The following is a 14,558-nucleotide window of genomic DNA, read 5'->3' on the forward strand; positions in this document are numbered from 1 at the left end:
GCGCGACCCCGGCCTTCCCGGGGCCGCCCTTCGCGCTCGCCCTCGACCTGCCGGTGGATCGCGGCAGCCCGACGGTGCTGCAATACCTCGCGGTCGCGGCGGAGCCCTGGCCCGGGGAGGCGGCGGTGTGGCGGGCGGAAGGAACGGGGCCGCTCACCCTCCACGGCCTGGTCGACTACCCGGCCTGCCTCGGCCGGACCCTTTCGGACCTGCCCGCCGGGCCGCTCTGGCGGCTGCAGCGCGGCGCCTCCCTCGACGTCACCCTGCGCCGGGGCGGGGCGCTCGGATCGATCGGCGAGGCCGCGATGCTGGCCGGCGGCAACCTGTTCGCCCTGGTCGGGCCGGACGGCACCGTCGAGCTGCTCTGCGCGGCCGACGCGGTGCTGACCGGCTCCGAGACCTACCGCCTCTCCGGGCTCCTGCGCGGGCTCGCGGGCAGCGAGCCGGCCGCCGGGCGTGCCACCCCGGCGGGCAGCCTGCTCGTGCGCCTCGACGACGGCGCGGTGGTGCCCTTGGTCGAGCGGCTGGACGAGGCCGGACGGGGCTTCCGCTACCGGGTCGGCCCGGCCTCCGCCGACCCGGGCGATCCGGCGGTGTCGGAATTCGCCGCGACGGCCGGGCTGGGTTCGCTCCTCCCCCTGCGGCCGGTCCACCTGCGGGCGCGGCGGGACGCGTCGGGGGTGCGGCTCTCCTGGATCCGCCGGGCGCGCCGCGACGGCGACGCCTGGGCCCCCGCCGAGATCCCCCTCGACGAGCCGGAGGCCTACGCGGTCACGGTGTTCTCCGGTGCCGGCACGCCCCTGCGCCAGCTCCGGGCCGTGGCGCAGCAGCTCCTCTACGCCGACGAGGCGGCCGATTTCGGCGGCCCCCAGGCCAGCCTCGACGTCGCCGTGGCGCAGATCGGCGCGGTCGCAGGCCCCGGCCCGGCGTGCCGCGCCCGCATCCCGGTCCGAAGCGCCTGAACGGAAATCGCTCTGCGGAACGGCGTCGTTCCCGCAGCACCCTTTCCCGGGCGCATGCAGCGTCAGCGGAATGCGACCCGGGACCCAGCAGGACGAGACGCGAAGCGTCCGTATGGTTTGACGATCGTGCCGCTGCGCGGCGCTGTCTGCGCTGGGTCCCGGATCACCTTCCGCTGACGTTCCAGGCGTCCGGGAAAGGGGCGCGCTTCACCCGCCGGCGACGGCTGCGCCGATGGTCACGGCTAGAGTTTCCGCCCACGGAGCCCCCGATGTCCGACATCACGCCCCGCCTCGGCCTGCCGCTGATCGCGGCGAGCCAGGCCCAGAAGCACGTCACCCACAACGAGGCGCTCGGCCTCCTCGACGCCCTGGTCCAGCTCGCCTGCCTGGACAAGGACCTCACCGCGCCACCCAGGAACCCTGCCGACGGCGACCGCTACCTCGTGGTCACGTCGAACCCGGGGGGCGCCTGGGCCGGGCTCGCCGGCCAGGTCGTGCGCTACGCCGACGGCGTCTGGGTCGGCGCGGTGCCCCGGGCCGGCTGGTTCGCCTACCTGATCGACGAGGCCGACCTCTACGTGTTCGACGGCAGCGCCTGGGGAAGCTTCCGCCGGACGCTGACCGCGATCCAGAGCGTGAGCCGGCTCGGCGTCAACACCGGGGCGGATGCCACCAACCGCCTCGCGGTCAAGTCGGACGCGGCCCTGCTCACCTGGGACGACGCGACTCCGGGCTCCGGCGACATGCGGATCTCGGTCAACAAGCAGGCCCCGGCCCGGGACGCCGCCCTGATCCTCCAGACCGGCTATTCCGCCCGCGCCCTGCTGGGCCTTCTGGGCGGCGACGACTTCTCCCTGAAGGTCTCGCCCGACGGGTCCGCCTTCAGTACCGCGCTCACCGCTTCCGCGGCGAAGGGCGGGATCGATTTCGCCTCCACCGAGACCGTGCTGGCCGCTGCGGCGACCACGGATCTCGGCGGTGCCGGCACGCGGCGTGTGCTGATTGCCGGCACGGCCCGGATCACCCGCTTCGGCACCGGCGCCGACCGGGAGCGGCTCGTGCGCTTTTCCGGCGCCGCCACCCTGGTCCACGATCCCGAGCAGCTCGCCCTGCCGACCCGGGCCGACATCGTCACGGCCGCCGACGACACCTGCCTGGCCGCCTCGGACGGCGCCGGCCGGTGGCGCGTGCGCCATTACCAGCGCGCCGACGGGACGCCGCTGGCGCTGGGCACCCAGGCGCTCGCTCCGAACGGCTACGCCCGGCTCGCCAACGGGCTCATCCTGCAATGGGGCCTCGCGACCGGCGCGGACGCCGATGTCTCCGTCTCGTTCAGCCCCGCCTTTCCGAGCGCGTGCCTGGGGGTCTGGGCCCAGCCGGTCGCCCGGGATGCCGGGACGCTCTACGCCAGCCAGGTCAGCGACGTGTCCGCGACCGGGTTCACGCTCCGCAACCGCCGCGACACCGGCGGCGCGGTGACCGGCGCCGGGAATGTTTCAACCTATTGGTTGGGATTGGGGTCTTGAGGGGCATGGTCCTGAAGCGAACGGTGCGGGGGGAGGGGGCGCCAACTTTGCCGTCGCGATAGGCCTGTGGGTCCGCCCGCCCCGCCTCACCGGCCGGCCCCCGGCGCCAGGGCCGCCAGCATCGCCGGCTCGATCGCCGCGTAGCCCGCTCCGTTGAGGTGGATGCCGTCCGCGGTGAAGTCCGGCCGGAGCGCGCCCGACGGGGTGGCGAGCGGCGTGTGATAGTCGATGCGCGCCGCGGCGCTGGCGGCGCAATGAGCCCGGATCCAGCGGTTCAGGGCGTGGATGCGCGCCACGGGCCTGAGTTCGGGGCGCCACCCCCGGAAATCGCTCGGCATCACGGTGCCGATCCACAGCGGCAGCCCGGCCTCGAAGGCCAGCCGCGCCATGGCGGCGATGTTGTCGCGGATCGCCCCGTCCGAGACCGGGCCGCCGATCTCGGCGATGTCGTTGATCCCGCACAGCAGGTGGACGCCCCGGGCGCCGGCCGCGTCGCGGAGGAAGCGGGCGCGGATCTCACCGCTCGTCTGACCCGGGACGCCCCGGGCCACGAAGCCGTGCCGCGCGAAGGTCTCGGCCCGGGCCGCGCCCCAGCCGGCGGTGATCGAATCGCCGATGAACACCAGCGGCCGGTCCTGTCCGTGTCCCACGTGGCCCAATCCGTCCCCCGTCCGCGTCGCGCGGACCCATGCCCGGAGAGTCCCGATGTCCGCAACCACTGGTCCGGCCCGGGGGCCGGGCGACGCCTTCGCGGCCGGCTGCCGGAGCCTGGGGCCGCGCCTGATGCGCGATCTCGGCCTCACCGATCTGCAGGCCGCCGGGCTCCTGGGCAATCTCGGCCACGAGAGCGGCGGCTTCCGCCAGCTCCAGGAGGTCGCCCCGGCGGTGGCCGGGTCTCGGGGCGGCTGGGGCCTGGCGCAATGGACCGGCCCCCGGCGCGTGGCCATGGAGGCCTGGTGCCGGGCGCACACCCTCGATCCGGCCGCCCCCGAGGCCCAGTACGGCTACCTCTGCACGGAGCTGCGCACCACCGAGGCGGCGGCGCTCGCAGCCCTGCGGCAGGCTCCGACCCTGGAGGCCGCCACCGAGAGCGTGTGCCGGCACTTCGAGCGGCCGGGCGTGATCGCGCTGGCGAGCCGGCTGGCCTGGGCCCGCCGGGCGCTCTCGGCCCTGCGCGCGGGCGCCGCCGGGCCGCTCAACCCCGAATCCCGAGCCGGCCGGGTCCGCCGCGCGCGCAACTCCGGAGATCGATCATGACGCACCTCTTCCGTGCCGGGCTGGCGCTGGCCGGCGCCGCGATCCCGTTCGTCGCTCTGGTCTGCCCGGCTCTAGCCTCCGCCCAGGCGGGCGGCGTGGCGATCCCCTGGGGCGACTGGCTGGTCGGGCTGCTGCAGCCGGTCTCGGCCGTCCTGGTGCCGGTCGCCGCCGCGGCGGTCACGGCCGGGATCGCCCGGGTCGCGCCGTGGGCGGCCTCGCTCCTGACCCGGGAACGGGTCGAGGCCGCGATCCGGGCCGGGGCCGAGTACGGCCAGAACGCCGTGGCCGGCGCCGCGCGGGGCCGGACCGTGAGCGTCGATCTCGGCTCCGCGGTGGTGGCGGCCGGCGTCCGGCACGTCGTCGCGACCGCGCCGGCCCACGTCGTCCGGAGCGCGGGCGGTGCCGAGGGCGTCGCCGCCCGGATCTTCCGGGCCCTGCCGCTCGACCCGCAGGCCAGCGCCGGCAACGTCCTGGCGCCGGCGCTGCGGGCGCTCCGGGAGGGGGACGCGGCGCATCGGGCCTGACGGCGTTCTCCGACCTCACCCGTCTCAACACGGGGGCGCGGGCCCCCTGTCCCGGATGGGGCGAGCCGGGACATGAGGCGGCAGGCGCGCGGCATCGTGCGGGGCCGGAGTGGGTCCGGGGAGGAAGCCATGAACGCGGGCCACCATTCCCCCGAGGACGCGCCCGGCCCCGGTGGTCGGGCGCGGACGATCCGGTTCCCGCCGTTCTGGCAGGCCTACGTCGCCCGCCAGACCGCGCCGCGCCTGGCGGTCCTCGACGAACTCGTGGACGCGCATGTCGAGCGGCGGGTGCTGCGCCGCTATGTCCGGCGCCTCAGGCACGCGGCCCTGTTCACCTTCGTCACCGCGGCGGCGGCCGCGCATTGGTTCTCGGACCAGATCGCCTGGCTGGTCGAGCGCATGCCGGCCCTGCGGGCGTTCTGGTCGCTGATCACGGGAGGTTCACGATGAGCTTGCGGCGGGATCGGGTCCTCGACCGCGTCTGGCTGACCCTGTCGGGGGCGGCGGTGATCGCCGTCACGCTCCAGCTGGGTGCGCGGCTCGGGGCGCGCCCCTGGCCGATCGACGCCGTCCTGTCCGCGCAGGCCGCCGCTTCGGTGCCGTCCGTATGCCGGGACGGCTCTCAGTCCCTGATTCGACGCGCTCGCTGACGTCGAACCGGTCTCCTCTGCGGCCGCGAGCGCTCTGGATCGGGCACTTCGGCGTGCGCAATCGCCTGTGCGGCGCGACCTCGGCGGTGGAACCCGAAAAGCCCGTCGGCCGTAGTGCCGGCACGATGGCATCCACAACGAAACAGCTCACATCTTACCGTTGCGGGCGCCAGTCCGAACTCGCGTCGGGGCAATTACAGCTACGTATTCAGGGCGCATTCAGTGCCCTCGGCGCAAATCTCCTGGCAATGCGCTACGCCATCGCCCTCGTTGCCATCAGCCTGACCGCCGCGGCCCTCGCCGCCAGCGGCCTCGGCTCCATGGCCGATGACGGACCGGCCCCGCAGACGGCCCAGGTGGCGGATCCGACGCCCCAGCGGATCGAGTCCTGCCTGTCGCCGGCCGACATGCGCGAGGAGGTCGGCGAGCGGCGCGTGATCGCCCCGGTGGCGGCGATCCGGGCGGCCCGCACGGTGATTCCCCGGGCCGAGATCCAGCGCGCGAGCCTGTGCCGCCACGAGGACGGGCTCGTCTACATGCTGACCGCCTTGCGCCGGGACGGGCATTTCGTGCACGTGATCGTGGATGCCCGCACCGGCAAGGTCGCGGGCCAATACTGACCGGGCTTCACACCCGCAGTGGAATGGAGTGAGCCGTGCGACTGCTCGTCGTGGAGGATGACCGGGACATCAACCGGCAGGTGGTCGCCGCGCTGGAGGAGGCCGGCTACGTCGCCGACAAGGCCTATGACGGCGAGGAGGGTGGCTATCTCGGGGAGAGCGAGCCTTACGACGCGATCATCCTCGACATGGGCCTGCCGAAGGCCGACGGCGTCTCGGTGCTGCAGAAGTGGCGGCGGGCCGGGGTGAAGACCCCGGTGATCATCCTCACCGCCCGGGACCGCTGGTCCGACAAGGTCGACGGCTTCGATGCCGGCGCCGACGACTACGTCACCAAGCCGTTCCACATGGAGGAGTTGATGGCCCGGGTCCGGGCGCTCCTGCGCCGGGCGGCGGGGCACGCCTCCAGCCAGATCGCCTGCGGGCCGGTCACCCTCGATACGCGCTCCGGCAAGGTGTTCGTGGACGGCGCCCAGGTGAAGCTCACCAGCCACGAATACCGGCTGCTCTCCTACCTGATGCATCATACCGGCCGGGTGGTCTCCCGGGCCGAGCTGACCGAGCACCTCTACGACCAGGATTTCGACCGGGATTCGAACACCATCGAGGTGTTCGTCGGGCGATTGCGCAAGAAGCTCGCCGTGGACCTGATCCAGACCGTGCGCGGGCTGGGCTACCTTGTGGATCCCAACCAGCCGCCGGCGCGGGTGTGACCGCGGTGCCGGCGTCCGGCATGCTGCCGGCCGTGTTCATGCGCGGCGGCACCAGCAAGGCGCTGATGCTGCATCGCCGGGACGTGCCGGGCGACCTCGCCGCCTGGGAGCCGGCCTTCCTGTCCGCGATGGACAGCCCCGACCCGTTCGGGCGCCAGCTCAACGGAATGGGCGGCGGCGTCTCCTCGGTGTCGAAGATCTGCATCGTGGAGCGGTCGCGCCGGCCGGATGCCGACATCGACTACACCTTCGTGCAGGTCGTGGTCCGCGACGGGCGGATCGACCTGTCCGGCAACTGCGGGAACATGCTCTCCGCCGTTGGTCCCTTCGCGGTGGACGAGGGCTTGGTGGAGGTTGCCGACGGCCCGGTGCGCCTACGGATCTACAACACCAACACCGCCAAGCGGATCGAAGCCGGCTTCGAGGTCCGGGACGGGCGGACCGTCTACCGCGGCGACCTCGCCATCCCCGGCGTCACCGGCACCGGGGCGCCGATCCGCCTGGACTTCGTCGATCCGGGCGGCGCCACCACCGGGCTGCTGCTCCCCACCGGCTCGGTGCGGCAAACCCTCGACGTGCCGGGCCTCGGCCCCGTTGAGGTCTCGCTGGTGGACGCGGCCAACGCCTGCGTGTTCGTCCGCGCCGCCGATCTCGGGCTCGCCGGGACCGAGCTGCCCGCCGCCCTGGACGCCGTGCCCGGCCTCCTCGACCGGTTGGCGCGGATCCGCCGGGCCGCCTCGGTGGCGATGGGCATCGCGCCGGATCTCGACGCCGCAGCCCGGATCGTCCACGTGCCGTTCGTCGGCCTGGTCGCGCCGCCGCTGGATGCGTCCAGCCTGTCCGGGGCGGCGATCCGCGCCGGGGATGTCGACCTGACCGCCCGGGTGATCTCGAACGGGGTGCCGCACCAGGCCCTGCCGCTCACCGCCACCCTGTGCCTCGCGGTGGCCGCCCGGATCGCGGGCAGCCTGGTCCACGAGGCCGCGCGCGCCACCGGCGATGGCGCCCTGCGCGTCGGCATGCCTTCGGGCATCCTCACCGCGGACGCCACCGTTTCGCGGGATGGGGACGGTTGGCGGGCGGAGCGCGGCGCGTTCTTCCGCACCGCGCGGCCACTGATGCGGGGCGCGGTGTATTATGAGCCTCGCACGCAGGTGCAAATGGAGAGGACACGCGCTAAACTTTCAGGTGGTGAGTCTCATGAACAAGCGACCGGTCAAAGATAGCACCCATCGGCAGCGATCCGTGAAGCCGTTCGTCAGCGGCCGCGTCGGCGTTGACAAGACCGTGCCTGCGCCTGTCGGCGCTTATCGTCAGACGGCGCATGATCCGCATCTTGTACTGCTGTCGAAGGCCGCTTTCGATGCCCTGACGGATGTCCTCGATACGCCGCCGGCACCTTCGGAGGGCGCTAGGCAGGCTGTTGCGCGCGCACGCTCATGGCGACGCTAGGCACAAGCAGAACGCGCTACTGCTTCTCAGTTTGAGGCTTGATCATCGCCGTCGCTGTTTTGACCGGTAAGAATAACCGGTTCGGAAGCTCCAGATTGGCGATCGGCCTAAAGTCGACTTTTTCATAAAGCCTCCGAGCCTTGGGGCTTGCGGCGTCGACGATGATCAACCGGAAAGCGATCTGCTCGGACGCCACGACGCATTGCTCGATCGCGGCGATGAGAATTTCTAGGCCCAACCGGCGCCCTTGCAGGTCCGCGTGAAGGGCGAGGCGCCCGATCAAGGCCGCGGGCACGACTCTGGGCGTTCCGTGCGGTTGCGCCCGCTTGGGGAGATTGCTTCGGGCTACCACAGCGGATGACAGTCCGAAGAACGCTCCAACGCGCTTGGTGCCTGGAAAGCAGGCGACGAACGCGCGCGTGTAGCCCTCGCGATCGTTCGCAAGAGCTTGGCTCCTGAGCCAACCGGCCTGATCGCCGACGTCGTCGGATCCTCCGGCGAAGCCGATCAGCTCATGCTCTTCCGTCAATCGTTCGAGGGGGCCGAGGGGAGGGGGTTCCTCCAACCCAAGATCCCGCGTTTCCATAGGAATCACTTCCACGTCTTGCGTCGTCCTTTCTCCGAGCGTGCGGTTGTTGTCGCGCTGTCGTCAATCGTTCTACATGAGGCCAGTCTGCGCCCCACGGATTTGCCCCTCGCTATGACACCCGCCGACAGACGCGGTCCGGCGTCGCGGACACGCCGGTTCAAGCCGTGGACGCGCCTGGATGCCTTGGCGTCCTTCTGGTCCTTCCGATACGAGCCGATCCGGTATCCGCATCGCGACGAGACCGAGGCCCTGCGGGGTGACGCTCGCCGCATCGGCGACGATCTGCGCGGCGTGATCGCGCACGGGGCGGTGCGTGAATCGATCAAGCGGGACTAGCCCATCACATCCCCAGCCAGCCTCGGGTCGATGAAAACCCTGATCGGTCTCTTCTCCCTGCGCCGCCGCTCGATCGCGGTGCGGCTGGCCGTGTCGGCGTTCCTGTCGAGCTCGGCGATCCTGCTGATCGCGGCCTGGATCCTCACGACCCTCTACCGGGAGACCACCGAGCGCGCCTTCGACAGCCGGCTCCTGGTCTTCACCAACAACCTCGCCACCGACCTGGTCTCCCCCAACGATCCCGAGAGCCGGACCTTCTCGCTCGGCGATCCGCGCTTCGATCTGCCCCTGTCCGGCTGGTACTGGCAGGTCGGCAAGCCCGACGCGAAGCCCCGGGACCTGCGCACCTCGCGCTCGCTCGTCGGCGTGCCGCTGGGGCCCGCCACCGATGCCGACGGCAAGGTCGGGGTCGGCCAGATCCGCCAGGGCTACGGCAAGGGTCAGGACGGCCGCCTGCTGCGGATCATGGAGCGCGACGTCGATCTCGGCGAGGAGGGCCGCTACACCGTGCGGGTGGCCGGCCCGGCGGACGAGATCGTCAACGACGTCGACCGGTTCCGCAATTCGCTGACGATCACGTTCGGGCTGCTCGGCCTGTCGCTGGCGATCACGACGCTGCTGCAGATCCGGTTCGGCCTGGCGCCCCTGAAGAAGATGCGCGCCGCGCTCGGCGCCGTCCGCCGCGGCGAGGCCGACCGGATCACCGGCACCTACCCGCGCGACATCGCCCCGCTCACCGGCGAGGTGAACCTCCTGATCGAGACCAACCGGGAGATCCTGGAGCGCGCCCGCACCCAGGTCGGCAACCTCGCCCACGCGCTCAAGACGCCGCTCTCGATCATCGTCAACGAGGTCGGCGCCTCGGACGCCCCGGAGGAGCTGTCGCAGAAGATCCGCGAGCAGGCGGCGGTGATGCGCGACCAGGTGAACTATCACCTCGACCGCGCCCGCGCGGCCGCGCTCGCCGGTACGCTGGGCACCTCCACGGAGGTCGAGCCGGCTCTGGCCGGCCTCGTGCGCACGTTCGGAAAGATCTACCGGGACAAGGACATCGCCTACGACGTCCACGTTCCCCCGGGCCTGCGCTTCCGGGGCGAGCGCCAGGATTTCGAGGAGATGGTCGGCAACCTCGTCGACAACGCCTCGAAATGGGCCCACGGCCGGGTTGCGATCCGGGCCGAGGCGGTGGCCCGGAACGATTATCCCCATCTCGTGGTCGCCATCGAGGACGACGGCCCCGGCCTGCCCCCGGAGGCCCGCCAGGCCGTGCTCGGCCGGGGCCGGCGCCTCGACGAGTCGAAGCCCGGCTCGGGCCTCGGCCTGTCCATCGTGGCGGACCTCGCCGCCCTGTACCGGGGGCGCTTCACCCTGGAGGAGGCGGCCCTCGGCGGCCTGCGGGCGGTGTTGGAAGTGCCGGGCGACGCGCCGGTCGGGCCGGCCAACCATTGATCCGGTGGACGTTTTCACGTCGCAGAACGCGGCTTCATGGCCTGATCCCGCCTCTTGTCATCGTGCCTAAGTTGCGTGACACCGTTGCGCCGCCGGAGGGCGTCGTGGCGTCCCGCGGCTGGCTCCACATGGCGTGGAGACATGCGGGTCGGTCGGGCTCGCTGGCAAAGGTTCGATGACGGCGATCTGGTTCATCCTGGCGGGCATGACCGCTGCGGCCGTGCTCGGCCTGCTCTGGCCGATGTCGCGGCGCACGGCCGTTCCGGTCGGCGAGGGCGGCAGTTCCAGCGTCGATACCGAGACCGCGTTCTACGAGGATCAGATCGCCGAGATCGACTGCGATCTGGACCGCGGCCTGATCGCTCCGGACGAGGCCGAGACCGCCCGCGCCGAGGCTGCCCGGCGGCTGTTGCGGGCCAGCCGCGATGCGCGGCGCGACGCCGAGGATGCCGGCGCGGACGAGGCCGCGCGTCCCGCCGAGCCGCGGTTGCGCCGGCGCCGGGCGGCCTCCGCCTTCGCGCTGTCCACGATTCCCCTGGTCGCGTTGATCGCCTACGGGCTCTACGGCTCGCCGGAGCTGCCGGCGCAGACCGACGCCGACCGGCAGGCCGCCCGCGGCGGCACCGAGGACCTGATGAAGGCGGTCGGCCAGATCGAGGCCCGCCTCGCCCGCGACCCGAACGACGCCCGAGGCTGGGCCGTGCTCGCCCCGGTCTACATGCGCACCGGCCGGTTCGACGACGCGGCCCGCGCCTTCGCCAACATCGCCCGGCTGAAAGGCGAGACCGCCGACGTCCTGTCCGATTGGGGCGAGGCTCTGGCGGCGGCAGGCGAAGGCACCGTCACCCCCGAGGCCAAGGCCCTGTTCGAGAAGGCCCAGGCCAAGGACCAGAACGCGCCGAAGCCCCGCTTCTATCTCGCGCGCGCGGCCGAGCAGGCCGGCGATACCGCCGAGGCGATCCGCCAGCTCTCCGCCCTGGAGGCCGCCAGCCCCGCCGACGCGCCCTGGCTCGGGCTGGTCCGGCAGAACCTGGCCCGGCTCAAGGGCGAGGCGGCGCCGGCCGCCGCGCCTCTGGCTCCCCCGAAGATCCCGGCCGAGCAGCAGGCGGCGATCCGCGGCATGGTCGATGGGCTCGACGCCCGGCTCAAGGCGGGCGGCGGCACGCCGGACGAGTGGCTGCGGCTCACCCGCTCCCGGGCGGTGCTCGGCGAGCGCGACCAGGCGATCGATGCCCTGGCCCGTGCCCGGGTGGCGCTGGCCGGCAATCCGCAGGGGCTCGCGCAGGTGGAGGAGGGCGCCCGCATCCTGGGTCTCGATCCCGGCAAGCCGGCGCCTCCGGCGGCCCCCGGTCCCATGGCCGGCTCCATGTCCGGACCCGCGCCGCGGTCGGACACCGAATCGGCGGCCGCCGCCATGCAGGCGCTATCGCCGGCCGAGCGCGACGCCGCGATCCGCGGCATGGTCGACGGGCTCGACCGGCGTCTCGCGGCCCGGGGCGGCACACCGGACGAGTGGCTGCGGCTCGTGCGCTCCTACAGCGCACTCGGCGATCGCGATCAGGCGATCAAGGCCCTCGACCGCGCCCGGATGGCGCTCGCCACCAACGCCGAGGCGGTGAGCCGGCTCGACGGGCTCGCCCGGGAGCTCGATCTGACCGCCAAATCCAATCCCTGACGGCGCCGAGGGGCTCCTCGCGGCTGTTCGTACGACAATCGGTCCTGCCCGACGCCCTTGACCGGCGCGGCTGCCGGGCCGACACCCTGCAGGCTGGAATGAGAACGGTTTAGGTCTGCTCGGGCCAAAGCCCGTCGGATCCCGGGGTGGAAGAATCGTGACGCGCAAGAGCCGCCGCCTGATCCTGATCACTGCCTGCGGCAGCGTGCTCGCGCTCGCCGTGGGGCTGATCCTGTTCGCCATGAGCGGCTCGATCGTGTTCTTCCGCTCGCCCACCGACATCGCCCAGCAGGCCATACCCCCCGGGACCCGGATGCGGCTCGGCGGCCTGGTGAAGGACGGCTCGCTTCGGCGCGGGCCCGACCAGACGGTGGATTTCGCCGTGACCGACACCAACGCCACCGTCGAGGTCCAGTACAAGGGCCTGCTGCCCGACCTGTTCCGCGAGGGACAGGGCGTGGTGGCCGAGGGCATGCTGGAGCCGGGCGGCCGGTTCCGGGCCGACACCGTGCTGGCCAAGCATGACGAATCGTACATGCCCCGGGAGGTCGCCGACGCCCTGAAGGCACAGGGGCGCTGGCAGGAGGGTGGCGCGAAGGGCGGCGCCAAGGTTGCGCCGAAGCCCGTCACCGCCTCGAATGGCGGGACCCTCGGCCCCCGCAGTGAGCGGTAAGGAAACCGGATGATCGTCGAGACCGGCCATTTCGCGCTTGCGCTCGCGCTGGCGATCTCCCTTGTCCAGATGGTGATGCCGGTCTGGGCGGCGCGCTCGGGCGACCCGGCCCTGCGCCAGGCCGCCTCGCAGGCGGCCTTGGGTGCCTTCGCGTGCGTGCTGTTCGCCTTCGCGGCCCTGACCTGGGCGCACGTCACCTCGGACTTCTCGGTCCAGAACGTCGTCGAGAACTCGCACACGCAGAAGCCGCTGATCTACAAGTTCTCCGGCGTCTGGGGGAACCACGAGGGCTCGATGCTCCTCTGGGTCCTGATCCTGACCCTGTTCGGCGCCTGCGTGGCCGTGGCCAAGAATTCCGTGCCGCCGCGCCTGCGGGCCAACACGCTCGGCGTGCAGGGGCTGATCACCTTCGTGTTCGTGCTGTTCATCATCACGACCTCGAACCCGTTCAGTCGCGTGGTCCCGGCGCCGCTCGAGGGCAACGACCTCAACCCGCTGCTGCAGGATGTCGGGTTGGCGATCCACCCGCCGCTCCTCTACGTCGGCTATGTCGGCTTCTCGATCAGCTTCGCCTTCGCGGTCGCCGCCCTGATCGACGGGCGGATCGACGCGGTCTGGGCGCGGGCCGTGCGCCCCTGGACGCTCGCCGCCTGGTCGTTCCTGACGCTCGGCATCGCGATGGGCTCCTACTGGGCCTATTACGAGCTCGGGTGGGGCGGCTGGTGGTTCTGGGATCCGGTCGAGAACGCCTCCCTGATGCCCTGGATCGCCGGCACGGCGCTGCTGCACTCCACCGTGGTGATGGAGAAGCGCGACGCCCTGAAGGTCTGGACGGTGCTGCTCGCCATCCTGACCTTCTCGCTGTCGCTGATCGGCACCTTCCTGGTCCGCTCCGGGGTGATCACCTCGGTGCATTCCTTCGCCACCGACCCGACCCGCGGCGTCTTCATCCTCGCGATCCTGATCCTGTTCATCGGCGGCTCGCTGACGCTGTTCGCCTGGCGGGCGCCGCTGCTGCGGCAGGGCGGCCTGTTCGCGCCGATCTCCCGGGAGGGCGCGCTCGTCCTCAACAACCTGTTCCTGGTGGCCGCCTGCGCCACGGTGCTGGTGGGGACGCTCTATCCGCTCCTGTTGGAGATGCTGACCGGGGAGAAGATCACCGTCGGGCCGCCCTTCTTCAACGCGACCTTCATCCCGCTGGCGATCCCGCTCCTGCTGATCGTGCCCTTCGGTCAGGCGCTCGCCTGGAAGCGCGGGGACGTGCTCGCGGCCTCGCAGCGCCTGTTCGCGGCGCTCGCCGTCGCCCTGGTGGTCGGCTTCGCGGTCCTGGCGCTGACCTGGGGCGGCCCCGTGATGGCGCCGGTCGGGATCGGGCTCGGCGCCTACCTGCTGATCGGCTCGGCTCTGGAAATCGTCTCCCGGGCCCGGGGCTTCGGGTCCAGCCGGACGCGCGACGTCGGCCAGATCGGCCGCCGGGCCATCGGCCTGCCGCGCTCGGCCTGGGGCACGGCGCTCGCCCATGCCGGCGTCGGCGTGGTGGTGATCGGCATCGCCGCGCAAGGGTGGGCCACCGAGGGGCTGGCGACGCTCAAGCCCGGCCAGACCCTGTCGACCGGCCCCTACACCGCGACCCTCGACCGAGTCGCCCCCCGGGCCGGCCCGAACTACGAGGAGGCCGCGGCCTTTCTGACGATCCGAACCCGCTCCGGCGACGAGGTCGGCCGCGTCGAGACCGGGAAGCGCTTCTACCCGAGCCGCAAGATGTCGGTGACGGAATCCGGCCTGCTGACCATCGGGGCGAGCCAGGTCTATGCCAGCCTCGGCGAGATCGGCCAGGACGGCGGCGTCGGCGTGCGCCTCTACTACAAGCCGCTGGTGCTGATGATCTGGCTCGGCGCGGTCGTGATGGCTCTGGGCGGGGGGCTGTCCCTCACCGACCGCCGGATGCGCGTCGGCGTGCCGGCCAAGGCGCGGGCGCGGGCGATGCCGAACGCGGCCGTGGTGCCGGCCGAGTGAGGGCCTGGGTCATGACCTTGGGCGCCATCGGCCGCTGCGCAGTCCCTCCCCCCTCTGCGGGGGAGGGTGGGCCGGCCGTCAGGCCGGGTCGGGAGAGGGGAGCGCGGTATCCGGAG

Annotated in this window: 15 protein-coding genes and 1 pseudogene; 14 read left to right on the forward strand and 2 right to left on the reverse strand. The window is 72.4% G+C overall.

Features of this window, described 5'->3' with window-relative positions; all coding sequences use genetic code 11:
• Positions 1-962 (forward strand): annotated as a pseudogene (locus FV233_RS24445) (hypothetical protein); the annotation flags it as partial.
• 269 nt (positions 963-1,231) lie between these two features.
• Positions 1,232-2,488, forward strand: a complete 1,257-nt coding sequence (locus tag FV233_RS24450) for a DUF2793 domain-containing protein (protein ID WP_147899045.1) — start codon at positions 1,232-1,234, stop codon at positions 2,486-2,488.
• A gap of 86 nt (positions 2,489-2,574) precedes the next feature.
• Here the strand turns inward: FV233_RS24450 and FV233_RS24455 are convergent, their stop codons facing one another.
• Positions 2,575-3,138, reverse strand: a complete 564-nt coding sequence (locus tag FV233_RS24455; RefSeq protein ID WP_238259953.1) for a GDSL-type esterase/lipase family protein — start codon at positions 3,136-3,138, stop codon at positions 2,575-2,577.
• Between the two features lie 55 nt (positions 3,139-3,193).
• On the opposite strand from FV233_RS24455, the gene FV233_RS24460 reads away from it, so the two are divergent.
• The 7 genes from FV233_RS24460 to FV233_RS24490 all read left to right on the forward strand — a co-directional run bounded on the left by FV233_RS24460 (position 3,194) and on the right by FV233_RS24490 (position 7,478).
• Positions 3,194-3,745, forward strand: a complete 552-nt coding sequence (locus FV233_RS24460) for a phage tail tip lysozyme (protein ID WP_147899046.1) — start codon at positions 3,194-3,196, stop codon at positions 3,743-3,745.
• The gene (locus FV233_RS24465) at positions 3,742-4,269 is read left to right on the forward strand and encodes a hypothetical protein (protein ID WP_147899047.1); all 528 of its coding nucleotides are present in this window, start codon (positions 3,742-3,744) and stop codon (positions 4,267-4,269) included. The genes FV233_RS24460 and FV233_RS24465 overlap by 4 nt, the downstream gene beginning before the upstream one ends.
• Positions 4,270-4,398: 129 nt before the next feature.
• Positions 4,399-4,719, forward strand: coding sequence for a hypothetical protein (locus tag FV233_RS24470; protein ID WP_147856023.1), 321 nt, complete (start codon positions 4,399-4,401; stop codon positions 4,717-4,719).
• Entirely contained in the window at positions 4,716-4,919 is a 204-nt protein-coding gene (locus tag FV233_RS24475; RefSeq protein WP_147856022.1) for a hypothetical protein, read from the forward strand. Before FV233_RS24470 ends, FV233_RS24475 begins: the two co-directional genes overlap by 4 nt.
• Before the next feature lie 248 nt (positions 4,920-5,167).
• A complete protein-coding gene (locus FV233_RS24480) occupies positions 5,168-5,539 on the forward strand; it encodes a PepSY domain-containing protein (RefSeq protein WP_147856021.1) in 372 nt (123 codons plus the stop codon).
• 35 nt (positions 5,540-5,574) lie between these two features.
• Positions 5,575-6,252, forward strand: a complete 678-nt coding sequence (locus tag FV233_RS24485; protein WP_007565778.1) for a response regulator transcription factor — start codon at positions 5,575-5,577, stop codon at positions 6,250-6,252.
• Complete coding sequence (locus tag FV233_RS24490) at positions 6,249-7,478, forward strand: 2-methylaconitate cis-trans isomerase PrpF family protein (RefSeq protein WP_238259954.1); 1,230 nt, start codon at positions 6,249-6,251, stop codon at positions 7,476-7,478. The genes FV233_RS24485 and FV233_RS24490 overlap by 4 nt, the downstream gene beginning before the upstream one ends.
• Before the next feature lie 242 nt (positions 7,479-7,720).
• Here FV233_RS24490 and FV233_RS24495 read toward each other — a convergent pair whose 3' ends face one another.
• Positions 7,721-8,305 (reverse strand): GNAT family N-acetyltransferase, encoded by a 585-nt coding sequence (locus FV233_RS24495; RefSeq protein WP_147856458.1) that lies wholly within the window; start codon positions 8,303-8,305, stop codon positions 7,721-7,723.
• A 99-nt stretch (positions 8,306-8,404) separates the two neighbouring features.
• Here FV233_RS24495 and FV233_RS24500 point away from each other — a divergent pair, with 99 nt between their 5' ends.
• From FV233_RS24500 to FV233_RS24520, 5 genes are all read left to right on the forward strand, one after another.
• On the forward strand, positions 8,405-8,629 hold the full coding sequence (locus FV233_RS24500) for a hypothetical protein (RefSeq protein ID WP_147856457.1): 225 nt from the start codon (positions 8,405-8,407) through the stop codon (positions 8,627-8,629).
• Between the two features lie 30 nt (positions 8,630-8,659).
• Entirely contained in the window at positions 8,660-10,078 is a 1,419-nt protein-coding gene (locus FV233_RS24505; protein ID WP_147899048.1) for a sensor histidine kinase, read from the forward strand.
• Between the two features lie 175 nt (positions 10,079-10,253).
• The gene (gene ccmI, locus FV233_RS24510; protein ID WP_147899049.1) at positions 10,254-11,753 is read left to right on the forward strand and encodes a c-type cytochrome biogenesis protein CcmI; all 1,500 of its coding nucleotides are present in this window, start codon (positions 10,254-10,256) and stop codon (positions 11,751-11,753) included.
• Positions 11,754-11,910: 157 nt separating this feature from the next.
• Complete coding sequence (gene ccmE / locus FV233_RS24515; protein WP_147899050.1) at positions 11,911-12,426, forward strand: cytochrome c maturation protein CcmE; 516 nt, start codon at positions 11,911-11,913, stop codon at positions 12,424-12,426.
• A gap of 9 nt (positions 12,427-12,435) precedes the next feature.
• On the forward strand, positions 12,436-14,442 hold the full coding sequence (locus FV233_RS24520) for a heme lyase CcmF/NrfE family subunit (protein ID WP_147899051.1): 2,007 nt from the start codon (positions 12,436-12,438) through the stop codon (positions 14,440-14,442).
• The last annotated feature ends 116 nt before the right edge of the window (positions 14,443-14,558 follow it).

Source organism: Methylobacterium sp. WL7, from assembly GCF_008040085.1.
Taxonomy (GTDB): domain Bacteria; phylum Pseudomonadota; class Alphaproteobacteria; order Rhizobiales; family Beijerinckiaceae; genus Methylobacterium; species Methylobacterium mesophilicum.

Coding starts and splice junctions, on each gene's coding strand:
- FV233_RS24450 (WP_147899045.1), top strand. CDS start 1,232: ATGTCCGACATCACGCCCCGCCTCGGCCTGCCGCTGATCGCGGCGAGC.
- FV233_RS24460 (WP_147899046.1), top strand. CDS start 3,194: ATGTCCGCAACCACTGGTCCGGCCCGGGGGCCGGGCGACGCCTTCGCG.
- FV233_RS24465 (WP_147899047.1), top strand. CDS start 3,742: ATGACGCACCTCTTCCGTGCCGGGCTGGCGCTGGCCGGCGCCGCGATC.
- FV233_RS24470 (WP_147856023.1), top strand. CDS start 4,399: ATGAACGCGGGCCACCATTCCCCCGAGGACGCGCCCGGCCCCGGTGGT.
- FV233_RS24475 (WP_147856022.1), top strand. CDS start 4,716: ATGAGCTTGCGGCGGGATCGGGTCCTCGACCGCGTCTGGCTGACCCTG.
- FV233_RS24480 (WP_147856021.1), top strand. CDS start 5,168: ATGCGCTACGCCATCGCCCTCGTTGCCATCAGCCTGACCGCCGCGGCC.
- FV233_RS24500 (WP_147856457.1), top strand. CDS start 8,405: ATGACACCCGCCGACAGACGCGGTCCGGCGTCGCGGACACGCCGGTTC.
- FV233_RS24505 (WP_147899048.1), top strand. CDS start 8,660: ATGAAAACCCTGATCGGTCTCTTCTCCCTGCGCCGCCGCTCGATCGCG.
- ccmI (WP_147899049.1), top strand. CDS start 10,254: ATGACGGCGATCTGGTTCATCCTGGCGGGCATGACCGCTGCGGCCGTG.
- FV233_RS24520 (WP_147899051.1), top strand. CDS start 12,436: ATGATCGTCGAGACCGGCCATTTCGCGCTTGCGCTCGCGCTGGCGATC.